Here is a 19,829-nt window from a genome sequence, read left to right on the forward strand (position 1 = left end):
AATACTGGGATAAAGCCATTTAGAAACATATTAAATTTTATATTATTTCATCCGTCAACTTGACAGGGCCTAGTACAGGTCATGGTGGCCTCTTTTTTTGTTTTCAGAATAAAAAACTGGTGTTGATGAATTTTATTTCACCAACACCAGAAAGTGTACACCCTTAAAATAGCTATGTTCTATAATGTTTTTTAAATTTGTTTCAACAAACTAATATTGTCCTTTTTTGAATAAGATAGGACAATTGATGACTTAATCCAGTAGTTGTATGAATAATGTATTGTGTTAAAAATTAGCGTTTAATTTATCTATTACTTTTTAGGACGATGTACAGGGTATACAGTGAAATTAATAGGGCAACGATACTTACTGTTGTAGATAGAATATTCATTTGTTTTACCTCCATTTTTTAGATATACTATAAAGACAGGATAATTATGTAGAATAACTTTATCTATTAACAAATGTCACTAATGCTAACTGTATAACAGCAGTTAGCATTTTTTATTAATACTCCATGCGATATATATAATAGCATCAGAGTAGAATGAAGACAGATCTATTTTAAGTTTTAAGCTAAAAATAGTTTATTATGATCTATTTTATAACCTAAAATTAAATGTAAATTTTTATCAATAGTTTGGATAAACAGCTTATTATGACGTGATTTCAACTCAGATACGTGAAGTAAATCTTGAAGTAACAAGGGTTTATCAGAGGGAGTAACAATTAAAATAAAATATTCTGATGTACTAATTACCTTAGAAATAGGGTAAAATAGATTATTAGTAGTGTAATATAAATTAAAATTTTTATTTAAATCAATAGTGGCTAATTCTAAATCGATCATTCGCATAATATTTAACCATCCTTTAGTAGAAGATATAATTATTATGCATTTTTTTTAATGAAAATGAAAGGAATGAGGAAAAAAAATGCCAAGAGGATTAATTATTGAAGATGATACAATTATTTCTGATAATATTGTTGAAGCAACAGCAAAAATTATGACGTTAGAGCAAGCGTTCGATGGCGAGGAAGGCTTTTTTAAAGCTTCACAAAATATATATGATATTATTATTTTAGATTTAATGCTTCCTACAATATCGGGATTTGATGTATTAAAAAAAATTCGAGAAAAGAAAATTGACACGGCAGTGCTAATCTTATCAGCAAAAGATAGTGTTGACGATAAAATTACCGGATTTAATTTAGGGGCGGATGATTATTTAGCTAAGCCATTCAATTTAAACGAATTACAAATGAGAATAAAGGCTCTTCTGAAAAGAACAATGAAATTTGAAATAGATAGTGAATTAAAATATCAAGATATGATTTTATCTGATAACAGAACAATTATTTCTGGCAGCCAATCTATCAATTTACAGGGTAAAGAGTATGAATTTTTAACATACTTACTGGAAAATAAGAATACTATTTTAACGAAAGAACAAATATTTGACCGTGTTTGGGGATTTACGTCCGATACTAGCATTACGGTTGTAGAAGTTTATATGAGTAATCTGAGAAAAAAATTAAAAAAGATTGGTCATGAAAAAATGATTCGAACAATTAGAAACGTTGGTTATCTGGTTGAACCTGATGAAAAATAAGGCAAATAGAGATACGCGTATAAAATTATTTTTTATGTATCTTTTAAGCTTCAGTATTATTTTTGTAACACTTGGTTTAATTGTATATAGTTCATTTAATGACACCTTAACAGTTAATGTAGATATATCAATGAAAAAACAAATTAGACGAATAAAAGATTCTAATTATGTCTCCATAAATAGAATCGATGATAGTCCACTTTTGAAGCAAGCACCTGACTTTAAAGTCTATCAAATCTTATGGTCACAAAATGGAGAAATAATTAATAAAGATGCAATGGGTACCAGATACCCCGTTTTTAATAAGATACCATTTAAAAAATCTGATTTAAACAAATTTAAAACAATTAAACAAAAAAACGGACCTACGTTTAGGTCATACTTAATGGAAATTCCAGACTCAGCTGTTAAAAAATGGCATAAAGCACGATATATTCAAATTATTGAAAATATTGAGATTAATCAAAACTCATTGATTAGTTTTAGGAATATTTTACTTGTATCTCTGCTTATTTTTGGAATGTTGTCGATTGCCTTAAGTGTTATTTTATCATCTATTAGTATTAAACCAACGATTAGTGCATGGAATAAGCAAAGAGAATTTATCGATAATGCAGCCCATGAGCTTAGAACACCATTGACGATAGTACAAAATAAATTAGAGTATTTGTTAACAAAACCTAATGCAAATATTATCGATGAAAGCGAGTCAATTGCAACTTCATTAAGTGAGATTAGACGATTAAATAATCTAACAAAAGATCTATTATTGTTAGCTAATTCAGATTCTAATGCTAATGTGTTTAACTTTAAGAAAGTCCTTGCTAAGGAATACTTTGAGAATATTATTCATCCTTATGCAGATATTGCGCTTAGTCAAAATAAACAATTTTATTTTCAAATAAATATTGCAAGTAAGTACATTCAATTAGACGAAGACCGTATACATCAATTAATTGTCATTTTACTTGATAATGCATTGAAATACACAGTAGCGGGTAATGAAATTTCGTTTATCGTTATTGAGTCGGCTAAGCAACTAGTGATACAAGTCATTAATGATGGAGAAAATATTAGTGATACACATAAAAAAATAATCTTCCAACGCTTTTATAGAGAAGAAAAATCAAGAAATCGTAAAACAGGTGGTAATGGGTTAGGCTTGTCAATTGCGAAATGGATCGTTGAAGAGCATAAAGGTAAAATTGAAGTTAGAAATAAGATACCGAAGGGTGTCGTTTTTGAAGTTACATTACCAATGAAATCAAATGAATAAGTAAGGATAGGTTAATAATATGGAATTAGAATTTTTAGGTACAGGAGCAGGAGCACCTGCAAAAAATAGAAATGTAACCAGTATTGCACTAAAACTACTAGATGAACGTAATAGTGTTTGGTTGTTTGATGTAGGTGAAGCAACACAACATCAAATTTTACAAACGACAATAAAACCTCGGAAAATCGAAAAAATATTCATTACACATTTACACGGAGATCATATTTTTGGGTTGCCAGGTCTTTTGAGTAGCCGATCATTTCAAGGAGGTAATGGACCTTTAACTATTTTTGGTCCTAAAGGAATTCAAAATTTTGTGAAGACCAGTTTACAAGTTTCTGAAACGAAGTTGTCATATACAATTAAATTTGTAGAACTTGATAAACCTGGATTAATATTTGAAGATAGCACTTTTAAAGTATATTTTGATTACTTAGATCATCGTATTATAAGCGTGGGTTATCGAATTGTGGAACATGATTATGCAGGCGAATTACAAATAGATAAACTTAAAGAATTAAATATTCCGTCTGGTCCAATTTATGGAGAATTAAAAGCCGGTAAAATAGTTCAATTAGAAGACGGCACAAAATTAAATGGAAATGATTTTTTGGGAGAAACTAAAAAAGGGCGTATTGTCACAATTTTGGGCGATACAAGAAAAACAAAAAATAGTTATACATTAGCTGAAAATGCAAATGTTCTGGTTCATGAGAGTACATTTGAAAAAGCTGAATCAAAAATGGCAAGGAATTATTATCATACAACTAGTGCTCAGGCTGCAGAAATCGCTAAAAAATCAAACGTGAAAATGTTATTATTGACACATATTTCCGCAAGATATGTTGGTAAAATGGCCATTACTTTACAGAGTGAGGCAAGAAGTATCTTTAAAAATACAACGGTTGTTAGAGATTTTGATGTAATTAATGTGCCGTTTTCTCAAAAGGAAAAAGTAAATGATTAGTCAATATAAAGAGTTAAAAGATTTACGTAATAGAATCGTTCTAATTAGTGGTGGTTCAAGTGGTTTAGGTAAGGAACTGGCATATGAGGTTGCTAGAAAAGGTGCAATTGTTGTTATTTGCGCTAGACAAATGGATAAACTTACAGAGGTTAAAGATGCTTGTCAGCGTCTATCTGGTCGATTGGCTTATGCGATTGAATGTGATGTTTCTGATCCAATTCAAATTGAAAAAATGGTTAAAAAAATTGAATCTTCAATTGGACCGATTGAAGTACTTATAAATAATGCAGGGTTTGGTTTGATGGAGAATGTGTTATCTTTTGATATGGATGTTGCTGAAAAAATGTTTAGAGTAAACGTCTTGGGGCTAATGTACATGACTCAAAATGTTGCGCTAAATATGGCAGATAGAAAATATGGCGTTATTATTAATATTGCATCTATTGCTGGGAAAATTGCAACACCGAAATCAGCAATTTATTCAGCAACGAAATATGGTGTCCTTGGTTATTCTAATGCGTTGAGATTAGAATTAAAACCACTAGGGATTAAAGTTATGACAGTTAATCCTGGACCAATTGATACTAATTTCTTCAAAATAGCTGATAAAGAGGGCAACTATTTAAAAAATATTGGATCAATGATGCTAAATCCTGCGCATGTTGCAAAGATTATATCAAGAAACATAAGTACAAATAAACGCGAAATTAATTTACCATATTATATGGAAATGGCATATTTGGGATATACAATTTTCCCTAAAATGGGAGATTTACTTGCGGGTACAGTATTTAACAAAAAATAGTGGGGGAAAATATGAAAAAACAATGGCGAACAATCATAGCGTTATTACTTATTATCGTAATAGCAATTTTTTCAATTTTAAATGTAAAGGAAGTTTCAATTAATTTTTGGTTTGCAGAAATTAAAATGCCAATGATTCTTATTTTATTATTTTCAATTTTAGCAGGAGCACTACTGATAGGTCTGTTAACAACAAGTGCAACTTTAAAATTAAAAAAAGAAAATAAAGAATTAAATCAACAATTGGATGACTATAAAAATAATTTTGATGAATCATTGAAAAATTCAATTGATAAAATAAAAACTCAGAATAGAAAAGAAGTTCAATTACTACAAAATGAAATTAAAACGTTAAAATCAGAAAATATAAATCGTTAGTAAAGTAGAGGTTTAACATGATTGAATCAAAGTATAGTTGGAAGTTTTTAGATTTAAGTAATGACAAAATACCTAATGAAATATTTGAAAATATTCAATTAGATCATTCATTGATATCTTTACTATGGAGCCGCGGACTTACATCTGAAAAAGCTATTACTGATTTTTTAAATGTAGGAGCAGAAAACATTCACGATCCAATGCTTATGCATGATATGAGTAAAGGAATTGAACGAATTCAACAAGCAATAGTTAAAAATCAAAAAATAACGGTTTATGGTGATTATGATGCTGATGGGTTAACGAGTACCTCAATCATGTTTGAGACACTTAGTGATATGGGCGCAGATGTGGAAACTTATATACCTAACCGATTTATAGATGGTTACGGACCTAATGTAGATGCTTATAAAAGAATAATAGACAATGGTACTAATTTGATTATTACTGTTGATAATGGTGTATCAGGGAATGAAGCAATAGAATTTGCTCAATCTCAAGGTATAGATGTTATCGTAACCGATCATCATGAATTACCAGATGTTTTACCAAAGGCTTATGCAATAATTCATCCTCGACATCCTGAAGGAAAATATCCGTTTGGAGAACTTTCAGGTGCTGGTGTGGCATTTAAAGTTGCGAGTGCATTAACAGGTGATATTTCAGAAGAATTACTAGATTTAGTGGTAATCGGTACAGTAGCAGATTTGGTATCACTGACAGATGAAAATCGTTCACTTGTAAGTTTCGGTCTGAAGGTTTTACAACAAACGTTCCGGCCAGGATTGATTGCATTAATGGAAGTTGCGAATGTAAAACAGGAAACAGTAGATGAAAAAGATATTGGTTTTGGTATTGCGCCGCGTTTAAATGCAATTGGGCGATTAGGTGATGCAAATATTGGTGTTGAACTGTTAACTAGTCTAGACGATGAACGAGCACAGGAAATAGCAAACTTTGTTCAATCTGAAAATGTACGCCGTCAAAAAATTGTAGCAGATATATTAGAACTAGCATTGAAACAGGCTACAGCAGAGTATAATCAGTACAAGAAAACACTGGTAATAACAGGTGAAAATTGGCACGAAGGTGTATTAGGTATCGTTGCTAGTCGTGTTGTTGAAGTAACTGGTAAACCGACAATTATTTTAAACCAAGATACAGAGAAGGGCTATTTAAAAGGATCCGGTCGAAGTATTGATACATTTCATTTGTATAACGCAATTAATGAACATAGAGAATTAACATCTCATTTTGGTGGACATCATATGGCCGTGGGATTAACATTTCCCATTCAAAACTTAGAAAGATTTAGATTAGACTTGGAAAATGAAGCAGTATCTCAAGGAATTCAATTGAACGTTAAGCCAGCCAAAGTGGTTGTAGCAAAGCTAAATGTAGATCAATTGACTTTGGATTTTTATAAGGATATTGAAAAATTAAAACCATTTGGTACAGACAATGAAAAACCGATTTTTGAAATTAAATATAAATCAATACAAAATGTTAAGGCTATTGGTAAAACAGGAACTCACTTAAAATTTGAAGTTGTTGGTGAGAAAGAAAAAATTAGTGGAATTTCATTTTCAAATGCAAAGTATGTTGATGATTTCAAGAATACTTTAGATGAGATCAAATTAATCGGTGAAATTGAAAAAAATGTATGGATGAATAAAACAAATTTACAGTTAATGGTACAGGACATTAAATTTGAAGGGCTTGTAATTATTGATGAAAGAACTGACCACGTGAATAAAAGTTTATTTCAAAATGAAGGCTTGTTTATATTCTGGAATAAAAAAAATTATGACCAAGTAAAACAATTTTCATCAGACAAACAGATATTTAAGCAGGCTGATCAACTAAAAAGTGTATCAGATTTTGATAATCAAAGAACAATTATATTTGTAGATTGCCCAAGCTCGTTGGAACAAATGTCTACAATATTACGTTTATCGGATAGTCAGAAAATAATTGCAGTATTTTTAAAGACTAACAGTGCCTATTTAGATGGTATGCCATCCAGAGAACAGTATGCAAAGTTATATAAATTTGTGATGAGTCATAAAGATGTTGATATTAATAATCAACTAATCGTCTTATCTGATTTTTTAAAAATAAAGAAAAATTTATTAATATTCATGATTAAGGTGTTTTTAGAGTTGGAATTTGTTAAAATAAAAGATGGATTAATGACTGGAAAAAGTACAACAAATAAAATGGACATTAAAAATACTTCTGAATATAAGCTAAGAAATAATCGAATATTAGCTGAAGATAAGTTAGTCTACTCTAAAGAGAATGATCTTAAAAAGTGGATACTTGAACAATTGAATACAGAAGATTAAAGGAGCGTTTATTAATGGTATTAGATTTAACAAAGTATATTGCTGCAATTCCTGATTACCCAGAAAAAGGTGTTGTTTTTCGAGATATATCACCCTTAATGGCAGACGGAGCAGCATACCGCGAAGCAACAAATAAAATTGTAGAATATGCCAAGAGTAAAAATGTTGAGATGATTGTTGGCCCTGAAGCTAGAGGGTTTATTGTTGGATGTCCAGTGGCCTATGATCTAGGTGTAGGATTTGCACCAGCTAGAAAAAAAGGTAAGTTACCTCGAGAAACCGTTGAGGCCAAGTATGCATTGGAGTACGGAGAATCTGCACTATATATGCATAAGGATGCGGTACAACCTGGACAGAGGGTTTTAGTAACAGATGATTTATTAGCAACTGGTGGTACGATTGCAGCGACGATAGAATTAGTTGAACAATTAGGTGGTATTGTTGTAGGGACTGCCTTTTTTATTGAATTAGATGATTTAAAGGGCCGTCAAAAAATAAAAGACTATGATATATTCAGTTTAATGAACTATTAAATTCATGATTACAGCTTTATGATAGCTATTGTTGTATAATTTTATAAAATGAGGCTCTAGTATTGGATTTTCGTCCAATACTAGAGCTTTTTATTTTTAAATTAAGCTACGAGCTTTTGAATATTATCTTCCTTTTACCAAGAACAGACGGTTGTTTGCGAAATATTAATTATATATACATCAGTTTGGGTCCAAGATACAGGTATAATACTGATTTTTTATAATTCAGAAAGTCACTTAAAGCTTTTTTAATGTTAGGTATATAAAAATGTGCGAAATATGTGCAAAGTCATATGATGTTTTAATGCTTTATAGTCTCTTTTTATACAAAATAAAAAACACAAATGCCTTTAAACTGGCGTTTGTGTTTTTTTATTTTGGTTTAATATGATATAAAAAGGAGAGTACAGGATTTGAACCTGCGCGCGCCATTACAGCGTTCGCCGGATTTCGAGTCCGGTGCATTACCACTCTGCCAACTCTCCAAAATAACTTTGTTTAGTATATCAACTTTTTAATATAATTGCAAAACTCATTTAATTATTATCAATGCTTATTAAGTTAGCAAGAAATATCCACGTGTAGCTTGCGCCAAATAATAAGCTTAGCAGATGAATATATAAAATTATTGTTGGATATGACTGAACATTTTGAATAGAATTTATGGGGTCTCCAAAAAAATCACTCAAGCCATAATATGAAATAGCTACTAAGTGATCAACAACATGGACACTGGGTAACTTAGAGACAAATTCGGTAACTTTTGATTCACCTCCTAAAACGCCTATTAAAGAAGTTCCAACAAGCAAACCTTCATAGAAAATATTTAATGCAAATTCAGCAATAACCTGTACAGTATGTGCAAAATTATTTTGAACAATGTATGAAAGTAATTTTAATAAATAGAATGAACTAAAGGTAATGATAATAATACCTAATATAAATGTAAAAATAACTGTTGTTTCCATTAGTGGTGTAATCAAATTCATATAATTAATTAGATAAAAAATGAATGTAGTAATAAGTAATAATAAATACGATTCAATTTGCCAGAGTTTTGTTTTTTTAGGGAATAATTTTAGGTATGAAAAAAAACTATAACAAAACAGTAATGAAGCAATGCTAAATGTTAGTAGTCTTAAAATTAAGAACCTGGGGAAAAACATTAGACCAAAAATTGTACCTATTAAAAAACTTACTGCATAAAAATAAAATTTTTGTTCTTTTTCTTGAATAACTAAAAACGACAAAAAAGGGTGTTTAAATCTATTTTGTCTTGGTATTTTTGTAGGGGTGAATATATATTTAAAAAAATTAGTCAAACCTTTATCCCAAATAGTTAACCCAATCATAGACACCCAAATAATTAAAACAATTAAATAAAATGTTTGTGCAATCATATTAATCCCCTTTTTCGTATAAATATATGGTTAAATTTTATACGTCTAACTGGACAATTACAAGAGAATACATAAAGTGATTCTATAATTAGTATTCAAGGGGAATTAAGTGCAATTAAGTGCAATTAAGTGCAATACGACCAATGAGTCTTGTAATCGTTGCCAAATTTTATCTGTTCGCCGAGTGTGATAGTTTATTGATAAAGATATTTCTAGGGTAGTAATAAAAGTATTTAGGTTTAGTATTTGAAACTGAATAATGATACCTTTTTAAACCAGTGATACCAAATCTTGCCATCAAATGAGACATCAAGTACAATAAAAACAATATAATAAATGGAAGCTGGAAGATTAATGAAAATTGGAATTGATCGAATTAATTTTTTTACATCGAATCAGTACGTTGATATGTCAGAATTAGCTAATGTCAGAAATGTAGATCCTAATAAATATTTAATTGGAATTGGCCAATCAAAAATGGCTGTTATACCGCCGACACAGGACGTGGTGACGATGGGTGCAAATGCTGCAGATCTATTAATAGATAACGAAAATAGAGACAAAATTGACTTTGTTATTTTTGCAACAGAATCCGGTATTGATAATTCAAAGTCGGCAGGAGCCTACGTTTCAGGTCTTTTAGGCTTAAAACACGTGAGATCAATCGAAATTAAGCAAGCTTGCTATGGAGCAACGGCCGCTATTCAATTGGCAAAAGGACATGTGTCGCTTAATCCAAATAGTCAGGTTTTAGTCATTGGTGCTGATATTGCTAGATATGGTCTAAATACTGCGGGTGAACCTACACAAGGTGGCGGCGCTGTCGCAATGATTATTACGAAAAACCCAAAAATACTTTTATTAGATGCAGATAGTGGATTTGTAACGGAAAATGTTATGGATTTTTGGCGCCCATTAAATCACAGCGAAGCACTTGTAGACGGTAAAACTTCTCAGAACGTATATTTAGATTTTTTTAATCAAACATGGAATGAGTATAAAAATAAAACAGGATTAACTGTTGCTGATTTTAAGGCTATTTTATATCATTTGCCATATACAAAACTTGGTGTTAAAGGTTTAAGAGAAGTCCTTAATGAAGCGACAGATAGCAAAAAAATTGAATTAGAACGAGAATTTGAGGCAGCTAAAAAGTATAATAATCAGGTTGGAAATTTATATACTGGCTCACTATATTTAAGCTTTATATCTTTACTTGAAAATAGTAATGATTTAGAGGCCGGTGATAGAATAGGGATGTATAGCTATGGTTCAGGGGCAGTTGGAGAATTCTTTTCTGGTACATTAACAGATAATTTCAAGAGTCAATTACCGAAAATTAATTTAGAAGAACGTGTTCAAGTTTCTATTGAATTATACGAGAATATGTATCAAAATCATTTAAAAAATGATGGAGCAGATATTTATTTAGATTACAGTAATGATAAATCTAAATATATTTTAATAGGCAGCAAAAATATGCAAAGGCAATATTCTATTCAATAGAAAAAGCTACTAGATTAGTCTGACTAATTTAGTAGCTTTTTCTGCTTTGTTCATTAAAAATGACGATAGAGTCCAATGACTTTGCCTAAAATAGAGACAGAATCTAAAATAATTGGTTCCATTGAATCATTTTCGGGTTGGAGACGAAAATGATTTTCTTCTTTGAAAAATCTTTTACAGGTTGCCTCATCAAATTCATTCATTGCAATAACAATTTCACCATTTTCAGCAGTTGACTGTTTTCTGACAATAACTTGATCTTCATTTAATATCCCAATATTAATCATGCTTTCTCCGCGAATTGTTAACATGAATAAATCATCTGAGGAATTAAAGTCAGGTGGGAGGGGGAAATAATCAGTTACCTGTTCAACAGCCAAAATGGGTACACCAGCAGTAACGGTCCCGACCATTGGAATTAAATTTTCATGACTATTAACGCCAATCGCATCTAATCCAAGTGGTGTAAGTTCAATTGCCCTAGGTTTGGTGGGATCTTTAGTTAGTAATCCTTTTTTTTCAAGTCGAGCAATGTGTCCATGAACAGTGGAAGTAGATGATAGAGAAACAGCTTCGCCAATTTCTCTAACAGTTGGTGGATAACCCTTCGTGTCCACTCGTTCATGAATAAAGCGCAAGACTGCAAGTTGTTTGCTGTCAGATGCTTTTGTCATTTAGTACACCTCATCATCATTATTTATTATTTTAATAGTAGCATATGAAAGTAGTTGTTGCAAACAAACGTTCGGTTAATTTGAATAATTGTTTTTTATCATATTATCAGGTATGCTTATGAGTGAAATTTTAAGGAGTGATAATAAATGATCCCAGAAGATTTAGCACCAAGAATAAATGAATTAGCTGCAAAAAGTAAAACTGATGAAGGTTTAACAAAGGCTGAAGAAGCTGAAAGAAAAGAACTTCGTGAAACGTATCTTGCATTATTTAGAGAAAGTTTTAGAAGTCGAGTTGAAATGATGCAGGTTTATGATAAAACAGGTAAAGAAGTAACACCTGACAAAGTAAAAAAAGTTCAACGTGATAAAGGTTTACGAGATAACTAAGAAAATAGTTCCCAATTTGAATAGATTTACCTTTTCTTTTATGTGAAAATTGTGTAGAATTAGTGATTGAAGTGAATTGAAAGGGGTCTTGAATTATGTCAATGGGAATGACGATTTTAATCGCCGTTATTGCGTTAGCAGTTGGACTTGTCGGAGGATTTTTCGGTGCTCGTAAGTATATGGAAACATATTTACAAAAGAACCCACCAATCAATGAAGATATGTTAAGAATGATGATGGTCCAAATGGGCCAAAAACCTTCTGAAAAGAAATTACATCAGATGATGTCATCTATGAATGCACAAGCAAAAAATAGTTCGCAAAAAAAATAATTTAATATTTTATGAACAGGCAAGGATTTCCTTTGCTTGTTTTTTTTTATAAAAAGGAGGAGTTAGAATGACTATATTTAGAAAACTTGGATGGTTTTTTAAACAAGAAAAAAAATCGTATGGAATCGCAGTATTCTTTCTGATTTTAGTGGCAATCTTCCAAATTATTCCACCTAAAATTATTGGAAATATCGTTGATAGTATGAGTGAAAATGAACTAACAGTGAGTAAGTTAGCAATTTGGATTAGTATCTTAGTTTTTGTTGCATTAGGGCAATATCTGTTTAGATATATCTGGAGAACCAATATTTGGGGTAGCGCTGCTCGCCTTGAAAAAATTTTACGTACTCGATTATTTAAACATTTTATGCAAATGGATCAATCTTTTTTTCAGCAAAATAGAACAGGCGATTTGATGGCACATGCAACGAATGATTTAACAGCTATTCAGCAGGTTGCTGGTGCAGGTATACTAACTTTTGCTGATTCAATTATCACGGGTGGGACAACTATAATTGCAATGATATTTTTAATAGATTGGCGTTTAACAATCTTAGCAATTATTCCGTTACCTTTATTGGCGGTTATGGCTAGATATTTAGGAACTAAAATACACACTGCTTTCTCTACATCTCAAGCAGCGTTTTCAACGTTGAATAATAAAACGCAAGAGAGTGTCAGCGGAATTAAAGTGATTAAGACTCTTGGACAAGAACAAGAAGATATTGAAGATTTTGAAGGAAAAGTTGAAGAAACTATCAAGATTAATAGAAAAGTTAATTTATTGGATGCATTGTTTGATCCAATAACAAGTTTAATTATTGGATTGTCATATGTTTGCACTATCATTTTAGGTGGATACTATGTGGCTAACAACGTTATTTCAATTGGACAACTGATTTCATTTATAAGTTATATTGCGTTACTTGTTTGGCCGATGTTTGCTATTGGTCGATTATTTAATGTTATTGAACGTGGAAATGCTAGTTATGATCGTGTTCAAATATTATTAAATCAAAAAAGTGGCATTGTAGATAATGAAAAGGGGTTAGATAAATTACCGGTGGGATCTTTTAAATTTGATGTCCAGCATTTTAATTATCCAGATGATGATCGGGAAAGCTTGCATAATGTTAAATTTGAAATTGGTTCTGGTCAAACTCTTGGCATTGTTGGAAAAACGGGTGCTGGCAAATCAACGATTATGAAATTGATACTTCGTGAATTTGATGCATACAACGGAATGATTTCAGTTAATAATTCAAATATTAAAGAGTATGCCTTAGATACGTATCTGAAGTCAATTGGTTACGTTCCTCAGGAAAGCTTTTTATTTTCAACAACTATTTTAAATAATATACGTTTTGCTAATATGAATTTAACAAAAGAAAAGGTTGAAATGGCTGCATTTAATGCTGATTTGGATAGTGATATCACTGAATTACCACTAAAATATGAAACAGAGGTTGGAGAACAAGGAATATCCCTCTCTGGTGGCCAAAAGCAACGTTTAGCTATCGCTCGTGCCCTTGTAATTAATCCAGAGCTATTAATTTTGGATGATGCTCTTTCGGCAGTTGATGCCAGAACGGAATCTATTATTTTAACTAGATTAAAAGAGAAACGTCAAAATAAAACAACTATTATTTCTGCAAGCCGTATGAGTAGTGTAAAAGATGCAGATGAAATTATCGTAATTGATGGTGGAACAATTATTGAGCGAGGACAGCATGATACGTTAATGACATCAAAAGGTTGGTACTATCAAATGACAACTAAACAACAACTTGAAAGCAAGTTAGAGGGAGATGAAATTAATGAGTGAAAAGCCTAAATCTAGCTGGCAAAAAGAACTGAGCGGTAAAGAACAAAGAACAGTTATTAAAAGATTGTTGCCCTATACAAAAGATTTTAAAGCCGATTTTTTAATCGCAATTTTATTTGCGGCCATATTAAGTGGAATTAATATATTACTACCTCTTCTTTTACAGTATTATATGGATAACTATCTTCAATCGAAATCAACACCACTAAATATTATGTTTTTATTTGCGGGTCTTTACTTTATCGGTGTAATTTTAAAAGCAATTACTCAATTCATTCAAATGTATTTGTACTCAATGGGTGCAGAAAAAACATTAGAAAAAATACGTGTCATTCTTTTTAAAAAAATTCACACGTTAGGGATGCGTTACTTTGATAAGACACCGGCTGGAGCTGTTGTTTCTAGGGTTACTAATGATACGATGACATTAGCAGATTTTTGGACGCTATTTATGACATTAATCGTTGGTGTATTTTCACTTATCTCTGCTTTTGTAGCAATGTATATTGCCAAGCCACAGATTGCATTGGTAACGTTGATTTTTATACCAATTTTACTAATAACAACATGGTATTACCAACGGTTTAGTTCAAAGGTTTATCGACAAATGAGAGAATATTTGAGTCGATTAAATACTAAATTAAATGAATCTATCGTTGGAATAAATGTGATTCAACAATTTCGCCAAGAAAAACGGATTGAAGGCGAATTTGAGGACACTAATGAACTTTATTTGAAAAAAAGATTTGAAATGATTCGAACTAATTCATTGTTACTTTCACCAATTATTAGTTTATTTTATGCATTGGCTGTAGTAATGACACTTGGGTTATTTGGAATTAGCAGTTTAGATCATTTTGTTGAAGCAGGAATGGTATATGCATTTCTAACATATTTACAAAATTTCTTCAATCCCATGACAAACTTAATGGATTATTTGACAACTTTCCAAGATGGAATCGTTGCAGGTAGCCGAATCATTAGTGTTCTTGATGACCAAACAATAGAACCACAACAAACACCCGTGGCAGGAGCCACAATTACTGAAGGTAAAATTGAATTCAAAAATGTTACTTTTTCTTATGATGATGAGAATGCTGTTTTAAAGAATATATCATTTACGGTACAACCTGGTGAAACACTTGCTTTCGTTGGACACACGGGTAGTGGTAAAAGTTCAACCATCAATATTTTGATGAGATTTTATGATTTTGAAGAAGGGCAAATTTTAATTGATGGTTTAGATATTAAAAAATATTCGACAGAAGAGTTACGTAAAAAAATGGGGCTTGTATTACAAGATTCATTTTTATTTTATGGTAATGTTGCTTCAAATATTAGAATGTTTAATCAAGATATTACTGATGAACAAATTGAAAAAGCTGCTAAATTTGTTCATGCTGATCAATTTATTGATAAATTACCTCGGCAGTATCAAACGAAAGTTGTTGAACGAGGGGCAACATACTCCGCTGGTGAAAAGCAATTGATTTCATTTGCGAGAACGATTGTAACTAATCCCAAAATTTTAATATTGGATGAAGCTACAGCTAATATTGATACGGAGACGGAACAACTTATACAAGATGGGTTAAAACAAATGAGACAAAATAGAACGACGCTTGTTATCGCACACAGACTGTCAACTATTGTTGACGCTAACCAAATTCTAGTGTTGGATAAGGGTCAAATTGTTGAACGAGGAACACATGAAGAATTACTAAAATTAAATGGTAAATACGCTGACATGTATAGTTTACAAAATATATCAGATGATTAAGTTTAATTTTAAATAAAAATACTGGTAGAAAATCAATATGATTTCCTACCAGTATTTTTTTTGGAATTTAATTATTATTTTTACTTTTATGGGGATCAACATATTTAAAATTGGGATTAATTTCAGTATCTAATTTTTGAAATGCAGCCATTAATTGGGTGTCCATTTCTGTTTGGACCTCATCAGTCAATTTTGTTTTTTTGTCTAAATAGATTGGATCACCGAATGAAACGGTTACTCTTTTTCTACTGAAAAGTTGCTTTAAGGTTAATGGACCTTGATAGACTGCTGGAACTAGGGGTACCTGTGCCATTCGAGCAATTAAGAGTGAACCACCTTTTAATTCCTCGGAATGTCGGGTACCTGAGGGAAACATAATTAATGATAATTCGCCTTTTTTTAAAAATTTAACTGGCGTTTTAATTGTTGATGGACCTGGATTTTCTCGATCAACTGGAAAAGCATTGGCATGAATTAAGATATAGCGTAAAATTGGATTTACAAATAGTTCTTTTTTTGCCATAAATGAAAACTTTTTAGGACTACCAGCTAAGGCAAAGTAAAGGGGGTCAAACCAAGTTCGGTGTGGACCTACTAAAATATACGATCCTTCAGGTAGTTTTTCTTTATTAATATAGTGGGCATTCCCATTGATTAAGAATAAAAGTACTCGTACAATACCTCGTGCAAATGAATAAAACATGTGGCAACAATCCTTTCAAATTTTAAACTTTGTATGGTAAGTATGACTAATTAAATTAAAAGTTGCAAGTTTAAAAAAAATTATAGAAAATGGGTAATGAAAAATGGTTTCACTTAATAACAATGAACGTATTGACCAATTATACTCAAATCAAATTAAAATCATTCAGAGTTCAGATGTTTTTTCTTTTTCACTGGATGCTGTTTTATTAGCCCATTTTGCAGATGTTTCAAGAAAAGAATCAACTAAAATAGTTGATTTATGTGCGGGCAATGGTGCAGTCGGGTTATTTGTTAGTCAAAAAACAAAGGGTCAAATTTATCAGATTGAACTTCAAGAAAAATTAGCTGATATGGCAAATAGAAGTATTGAATTGAATCACTTGGAAAATCAAGTACAAGTTAAGCAAACAGATTTAATCAACACGTTTGATTATCTAGAAAAAGACTCAATTGATACCGTATTGTGTAATCCACCTTATTTTCCAAATACGCCACAATCTTCTCAGAATCCTAACAAGTATTTAGCAATTGCACGACATGAAATTACAACTAATTTAGATAGTATTCTAGAAATTACTAGCGGTTTATTGAAAATGAAGGGGAAAACTTTTTTCGTACACCGTCCTGATCGATTGCCTGAAATTCTAAGTAAAATGGTTAATCATCGGTTGGCGCCTAAAAAAATCCAATTTGTTCATCCAAAAGAGGGAAAAGAGGCTAACATGGTCCTAATTGAAGCAATTAAGGATGGCAATGCAGCAGGAATTAGGATTATGCCTCCTATTGTTGTTTATGGTAACGATGATGAGTACACACAAATGGTTCAGGAGATTGTTTATGGAAGATGAAAAAAAATATTATTTCTATGTATTACTGTGCGCTGATAATACACTATACGGCGGATTTACAACGGATCCCGAAAAAAGACTTGCAACGCATAATGCAGGGAAAGGTGCAAAGTACACAAAATTAGCTAGTAGACGGCCTTTGAAAATGATTTTGCAGGAATCATTTGAAACGAAATCTGAAGCATTAAAGAAAGAATATGCTTTCAAACACCAATCAAGAGATAAAAAAATTGCTTATTTAAAAAAGCAATCAGTTGAAATCTGAAATAATGTATAAAAAGATTTCAAATGATATAATGAAAGTATAAATTTTAAAATAAAGAGGTATAACATTATGAAAATCATTGCGTATGGTATCCGAGAAGATGAATTATTGTATGTCCAAGAATGGGAAAAAGATAATCAAATTAAAATAAAAACTGTTAATGAATTATTAGACGAAAAAACAGTTCAATTAGCAGAAAATTATGACGCTATCGTTGCCTACCAACAAAAGGACTATACACCTGAATTAATTAAAAAAATTCATGATTTAAATATTAATTATTTATCGATTCGTAATACTGGTGTGGATAACGTTGATGGGGATGCAGTTAATAAGTATGGATTGATTGTGACGAATGTGCCATCTTATTCTCCAAGTGCTGTTGCGGAGCTATCTGTAGCTAAATTGTTGGAGTTATTTAGAAAAACACCACAATTTAATCGTAAAATGAAGAATAACGATTTCACTTGGGAACCCGATATCTCTAAAGAAATCCGCACACAAACAGTTGGTGTGATTGGTACAGGAAGAATTGGGCAAACAGCCATTAAAATTTTTAAAGCATTTGGTGCAAAAATTATTGGATATGATATTTATCAAAATCCTGCTTTGAAAGAAGAAGGAATCTATGTTGATACATTAGATGAGCTATATGCAAAATCAACAGTTATCACAATTCATAGCCCTGCTACTGAAGATAATTATCATTTATTAGATGACGAAGCATTTAGTAAAATGCAAAATGGTGTGCATATTTTGAATATGGCCAGAGGAACATTGATTGACACCGATGCACTGATAAGAGCGCTAGATTCAGGGAAAGTAGCCGGTGCCGCATTAGATACACTTGAAAATGAGACTGATTATTTCAATAAAGAATTAACAGAATCACAAGTAAATGGTACTTTTAAAAACTTATTGCAACGTGAGAATGTGTTAATTACCCCACACACAGCGTTCTATACAGAGCCTGCTGTCAGGAATATGGTTATAGATGCTTTGAATGCAAGTAAAGACTTAATAGAAACAGGACATTCTGATAAAGAAGTTAAATTTAAATAAAATTAGTCAGAAAATGGAGGATTTTGTATTATGAAACTAATTGCGTTCGGTATGAGAAAAGATGAAGTTGGATTTGGTAATCAATGGTCTGATGACAATCAAGTTGATGTTGAAATTACTCAAGATTTATTAACGAATGAAACGATACAGCAAGCGGATGGATTTGATGGTATTATTGCATTGCAAACAATCCCTTATAACGAAACATTATTTTCTAAAATGAAAGAGATGAATATTAAGATTCTTTCTGTTAGAAATGTCGGGGTTGATAATATTGATTTAGTTGCAGCTAAAAAATACGGTGTGACGGTGACAAATGTCCCAGCGTATTCACCTAACGCGATTGCTGAATTTTCTGTGACACAATTGATGCAACTCTTAAGAAGAACACCAGAATTTAATTTAAAAATTAAAAATCAAGACTATCGTTGGGCTCCAAATATTTCACGCGAGTTGAGAAGCTTAACCGTGGGTGTTATTGGAACTGGACGTATTGGCCGGGTTGCAATGGACATTTACAAAGGATTCGGTGCAAAAGTTATTGCATACGATGTCTATCCAAATGCTGAATTAAAAAAGAGTGGTATTTATGTTGATACATTAGATGAGTTGTTCGAACAAGCAGACGTTATTACATTACATACGCCAGCTACAAAAGAGAATGAACACATGCTTAATCGAGATTCATTTGAAAAAATGAAACACGGAGTTCTGATTGTAAATACAGCCCGTGGAACGTTAATTAATACTGAAGATTTAATTGACGCATTAAAATCAGGACAAGTTGGTGGAGCAGCTTTAGATACGTATGAATTCGAAAATCCAATATTTAATCATGATTTAACGGACTCATCTATTGAAGATCCATTATTTAATGAACTTTTAGATATGGTAAATGTTATTTTAACACCTCATATTGCATTCTATACTGAAACTGCAGTTAAAAATATGGTTGAAATTGCTTTGAATAGTGCTTATCAATTTTTAACAACAGGCGTTGTGGAAACAGAAGTTAAATAATTAAAAATAAGACTTGTGTTCTAATTTTAGATTTTGTATACTTAAAGACGATGTTAAAACATCAATTCACACCTTGTGGGATGTGACTGAGGGTGCTCGGGAG

20 protein-coding genes and 1 tRNA gene are annotated in these 19,829 nt (G+C 31.4%); 16 read left to right on the forward strand and 5 right to left on the reverse strand.

Annotated elements, in window-relative coordinates; translation table 11 throughout:
• Positions 1-571 precede the first annotated feature (571 nt).
• Entirely contained in the window at positions 572-856 is a 285-nt protein-coding gene (locus tag AC1RPG_RS01825) for a hypothetical protein (RefSeq protein WP_481762401.1), read from the reverse strand.
• A 79-nt stretch (positions 857-935) separates the two neighbouring features.
• Here AC1RPG_RS01825 and AC1RPG_RS01830 point away from each other — a divergent pair, with 79 nt between their 5' ends.
• From AC1RPG_RS01830 to AC1RPG_RS01860, 7 genes are read left to right on the forward strand one after another with little or no spacing between them, the layout of a single operon-like run.
• Positions 936-1,613 (forward strand): response regulator transcription factor, encoded by a 678-nt coding sequence (locus AC1RPG_RS01830; protein WP_409022427.1) that lies wholly within the window; start codon positions 936-938, stop codon positions 1,611-1,613.
• The gene (locus tag AC1RPG_RS01835; RefSeq protein WP_481762402.1) at positions 1,603-2,889 is read left to right on the forward strand and encodes a sensor histidine kinase; all 1,287 of its coding nucleotides are present in this window, start codon (positions 1,603-1,605) and stop codon (positions 2,887-2,889) included. Before AC1RPG_RS01830 ends, AC1RPG_RS01835 begins: the two co-directional genes overlap by 11 nt.
• 19 nt (positions 2,890-2,908) lie before the next feature.
• Positions 2,909-3,856 (forward strand): ribonuclease Z, encoded by a 948-nt coding sequence (gene rnz, locus AC1RPG_RS01840; protein ID WP_481761397.1) that lies wholly within the window; start codon positions 2,909-2,911, stop codon positions 3,854-3,856.
• Complete coding sequence (locus tag AC1RPG_RS01845) at positions 3,852-4,661, forward strand: SDR family NAD(P)-dependent oxidoreductase (protein WP_409022789.1); 810 nt, start codon at positions 3,852-3,854, stop codon at positions 4,659-4,661. The genes rnz and AC1RPG_RS01845 overlap by 5 nt, the downstream gene beginning before the upstream one ends.
• 11 nt (positions 4,662-4,672) lie before the next feature.
• Entirely contained in the window at positions 4,673-5,038 is a 366-nt protein-coding gene (locus AC1RPG_RS01850; RefSeq protein ID WP_481761396.1) for a lipopolysaccharide assembly protein LapA domain-containing protein, read from the forward strand.
• Between the two features lie 17 nt (positions 5,039-5,055).
• Complete coding sequence (gene recJ, locus AC1RPG_RS01855; RefSeq protein ID WP_481761395.1) at positions 5,056-7,386, forward strand: single-stranded-DNA-specific exonuclease RecJ; 2,331 nt, start codon at positions 5,056-5,058, stop codon at positions 7,384-7,386.
• A gap of 14 nt (positions 7,387-7,400) precedes the next feature.
• Positions 7,401-7,919, forward strand: a complete 519-nt coding sequence (locus AC1RPG_RS01860) for an adenine phosphoribosyltransferase (RefSeq protein WP_481761394.1) — start codon at positions 7,401-7,403, stop codon at positions 7,917-7,919.
• A gap of 398 nt (positions 7,920-8,317) precedes the next feature.
• Here AC1RPG_RS01860 and AC1RPG_RS01865 read toward each other — a convergent pair.
• Together AC1RPG_RS01865 and AC1RPG_RS01870 are read right to left on the reverse strand one after the other, a co-directional pair.
• Positions 8,318-8,404, reverse strand: a tRNA-Ser gene (locus AC1RPG_RS01865).
• Between the two features lie 51 nt (positions 8,405-8,455).
• A complete protein-coding gene (locus AC1RPG_RS01870; RefSeq protein ID WP_481761393.1) occupies positions 8,456-9,319 on the reverse strand; it encodes a hypothetical protein in 864 nt (287 codons plus the stop codon).
• Between the two features lie 354 nt (positions 9,320-9,673).
• On the opposite strand from AC1RPG_RS01870, the gene AC1RPG_RS01875 reads away from it, so the two are divergent.
• On the forward strand, positions 9,674-10,825 hold the full coding sequence (locus AC1RPG_RS01875; RefSeq protein WP_481761392.1) for a hydroxymethylglutaryl-CoA synthase: 1,152 nt from the start codon (positions 9,674-9,676) through the stop codon (positions 10,823-10,825).
• Between the two features lie 53 nt (positions 10,826-10,878).
• On the opposite strand, the gene lexA is transcribed toward AC1RPG_RS01875, so the two are convergent.
• Positions 10,879-11,499: a transcriptional repressor LexA gene (gene lexA / locus AC1RPG_RS01880; protein ID WP_409022434.1), complete on the reverse strand. Its 621-nt coding sequence runs from the start codon at positions 11,497-11,499 to the stop codon at positions 10,879-10,881.
• A gap of 147 nt (positions 11,500-11,646) precedes the next feature.
• On the opposite strand from lexA, the gene AC1RPG_RS01885 reads away from it, so the two are divergent.
• From AC1RPG_RS01885 to AC1RPG_RS01900, 4 genes are all read left to right on the forward strand, one after another.
• Positions 11,647-11,889: a DUF896 domain-containing protein gene (locus tag AC1RPG_RS01885; RefSeq protein WP_409022435.1), complete on the forward strand. Its 243-nt coding sequence runs from the start codon at positions 11,647-11,649 to the stop codon at positions 11,887-11,889.
• A 95-nt stretch (positions 11,890-11,984) separates the two neighbouring features.
• Positions 11,985-12,221: a YneF family protein gene (locus AC1RPG_RS01890; RefSeq protein WP_112249992.1), complete on the forward strand. Its 237-nt coding sequence runs from the start codon at positions 11,985-11,987 to the stop codon at positions 12,219-12,221.
• A 67-nt stretch (positions 12,222-12,288) separates the two neighbouring features.
• On the forward strand, positions 12,289-14,046 hold the full coding sequence (locus AC1RPG_RS01895; RefSeq protein ID WP_481761391.1) for an ABC transporter ATP-binding protein: 1,758 nt from the start codon (positions 12,289-12,291) through the stop codon (positions 14,044-14,046).
• Entirely contained in the window at positions 14,039-15,826 is a 1,788-nt protein-coding gene (locus AC1RPG_RS01900; protein WP_481761390.1) for an ABC transporter ATP-binding protein, read from the forward strand. Before AC1RPG_RS01895 ends, AC1RPG_RS01900 begins: the two co-directional genes overlap by 8 nt.
• 67 nt (positions 15,827-15,893) lie before the next feature.
• Here the strand turns inward: AC1RPG_RS01900 and AC1RPG_RS01905 are convergent, their stop codons facing one another.
• On the reverse strand, positions 15,894-16,529 hold the full coding sequence (locus AC1RPG_RS01905) for a lysophospholipid acyltransferase family protein (RefSeq protein ID WP_409022438.1): 636 nt from the start codon (positions 16,527-16,529) through the stop codon (positions 15,894-15,896).
• Between the two features lie 103 nt (positions 16,530-16,632).
• Between AC1RPG_RS01905 and AC1RPG_RS01910 the strand changes: the two genes are divergently transcribed.
• From AC1RPG_RS01910 to AC1RPG_RS01925, 4 genes are all read left to right on the forward strand, one after another.
• Positions 16,633-17,379 (forward strand): tRNA1(Val) (adenine(37)-N6)-methyltransferase, encoded by a 747-nt coding sequence (locus AC1RPG_RS01910; RefSeq protein ID WP_409022439.1) that lies wholly within the window; start codon positions 16,633-16,635, stop codon positions 17,377-17,379.
• Positions 17,369-17,644: a GIY-YIG nuclease family protein gene (locus tag AC1RPG_RS01915; RefSeq protein ID WP_409022440.1), complete on the forward strand. Its 276-nt coding sequence runs from the start codon at positions 17,369-17,371 to the stop codon at positions 17,642-17,644. The genes AC1RPG_RS01910 and AC1RPG_RS01915 overlap by 11 nt, the downstream gene beginning before the upstream one ends.
• Positions 17,645-17,713: 69 nt before the next feature.
• Positions 17,714-18,706, forward strand: a complete 993-nt coding sequence (locus tag AC1RPG_RS01920) for a D-2-hydroxyacid dehydrogenase (protein WP_481761389.1) — start codon at positions 17,714-17,716, stop codon at positions 18,704-18,706.
• Positions 18,707-18,736: 30 nt separating this feature from the next.
• The gene (locus tag AC1RPG_RS01925; RefSeq protein ID WP_481761388.1) at positions 18,737-19,726 is read left to right on the forward strand and encodes a D-2-hydroxyacid dehydrogenase; all 990 of its coding nucleotides are present in this window, start codon (positions 18,737-18,739) and stop codon (positions 19,724-19,726) included.
• The last annotated feature ends 103 nt before the right edge of the window (positions 19,727-19,829 follow it).

The organism is Dellaglioa sp. CoH-57-MRSF-18, assembly GCF_056781995.1.

Coding starts and splice junctions, on each gene's coding strand:
- AC1RPG_RS01875 (WP_481761392.1), top strand. CDS start 9,674: ATGAAAATTGGAATTGATCGAATTAATTTTTTTACATCGAATCAGTAC.
- recJ (WP_481761395.1), top strand. CDS start 5,056: ATGATTGAATCAAAGTATAGTTGGAAGTTTTTAGATTTAAGTAATGAC.
- AC1RPG_RS01910 (WP_409022439.1), top strand. CDS start 16,633: ATGGTTTCACTTAATAACAATGAACGTATTGACCAATTATACTCAAAT.
- AC1RPG_RS01925 (WP_481761388.1), top strand. CDS start 18,737: ATGAAACTAATTGCGTTCGGTATGAGAAAAGATGAAGTTGGATTTGGT.
- AC1RPG_RS01850 (WP_481761396.1), top strand. CDS start 4,673: ATGAAAAAACAATGGCGAACAATCATAGCGTTATTACTTATTATCGTA.
- AC1RPG_RS01890 (WP_112249992.1), top strand. CDS start 11,985: ATGTCAATGGGAATGACGATTTTAATCGCCGTTATTGCGTTAGCAGTT.
- rnz (WP_481761397.1), top strand. CDS start 2,909: ATGGAATTAGAATTTTTAGGTACAGGAGCAGGAGCACCTGCAAAAAAT.
- lexA (WP_409022434.1), bottom strand. CDS start 11,499: ATGACAAAAGCATCTGACAGCAAACAACTTGCAGTCTTGCGCTTTATT.
- AC1RPG_RS01885 (WP_409022435.1), top strand. CDS start 11,647: ATGATCCCAGAAGATTTAGCACCAAGAATAAATGAATTAGCTGCAAAA.
- AC1RPG_RS01830 (WP_409022427.1), top strand. CDS start 936: ATGCCAAGAGGATTAATTATTGAAGATGATACAATTATTTCTGATAAT.
- AC1RPG_RS01860 (WP_481761394.1), top strand. CDS start 7,401: ATGGTATTAGATTTAACAAAGTATATTGCTGCAATTCCTGATTACCCA.
- AC1RPG_RS01825 (WP_481762401.1), bottom strand. CDS start 856: ATGCGAATGATCGATTTAGAATTAGCCACTATTGATTTAAATAAAAAT.
- AC1RPG_RS01905 (WP_409022438.1), bottom strand. CDS start 16,529: ATGTTTTATTCATTTGCACGAGGTATTGTACGAGTACTTTTATTCTTA.
- AC1RPG_RS01895 (WP_481761391.1), top strand. CDS start 12,289: ATGACTATATTTAGAAAACTTGGATGGTTTTTTAAACAAGAAAAAAAA.
- AC1RPG_RS01835 (WP_481762402.1), top strand. CDS start 1,603: ATGAAAAATAAGGCAAATAGAGATACGCGTATAAAATTATTTTTTATG.
- AC1RPG_RS01915 (WP_409022440.1), top strand. CDS start 17,369: ATGGAAGATGAAAAAAAATATTATTTCTATGTATTACTGTGCGCTGAT.
- AC1RPG_RS01900 (WP_481761390.1), top strand. CDS start 14,039: ATGAGTGAAAAGCCTAAATCTAGCTGGCAAAAAGAACTGAGCGGTAAA.
- AC1RPG_RS01870 (WP_481761393.1), bottom strand. CDS start 9,319: ATGATTGCACAAACATTTTATTTAATTGTTTTAATTATTTGGGTGTCT.
- AC1RPG_RS01920 (WP_481761389.1), top strand. CDS start 17,714: ATGAAAATCATTGCGTATGGTATCCGAGAAGATGAATTATTGTATGTC.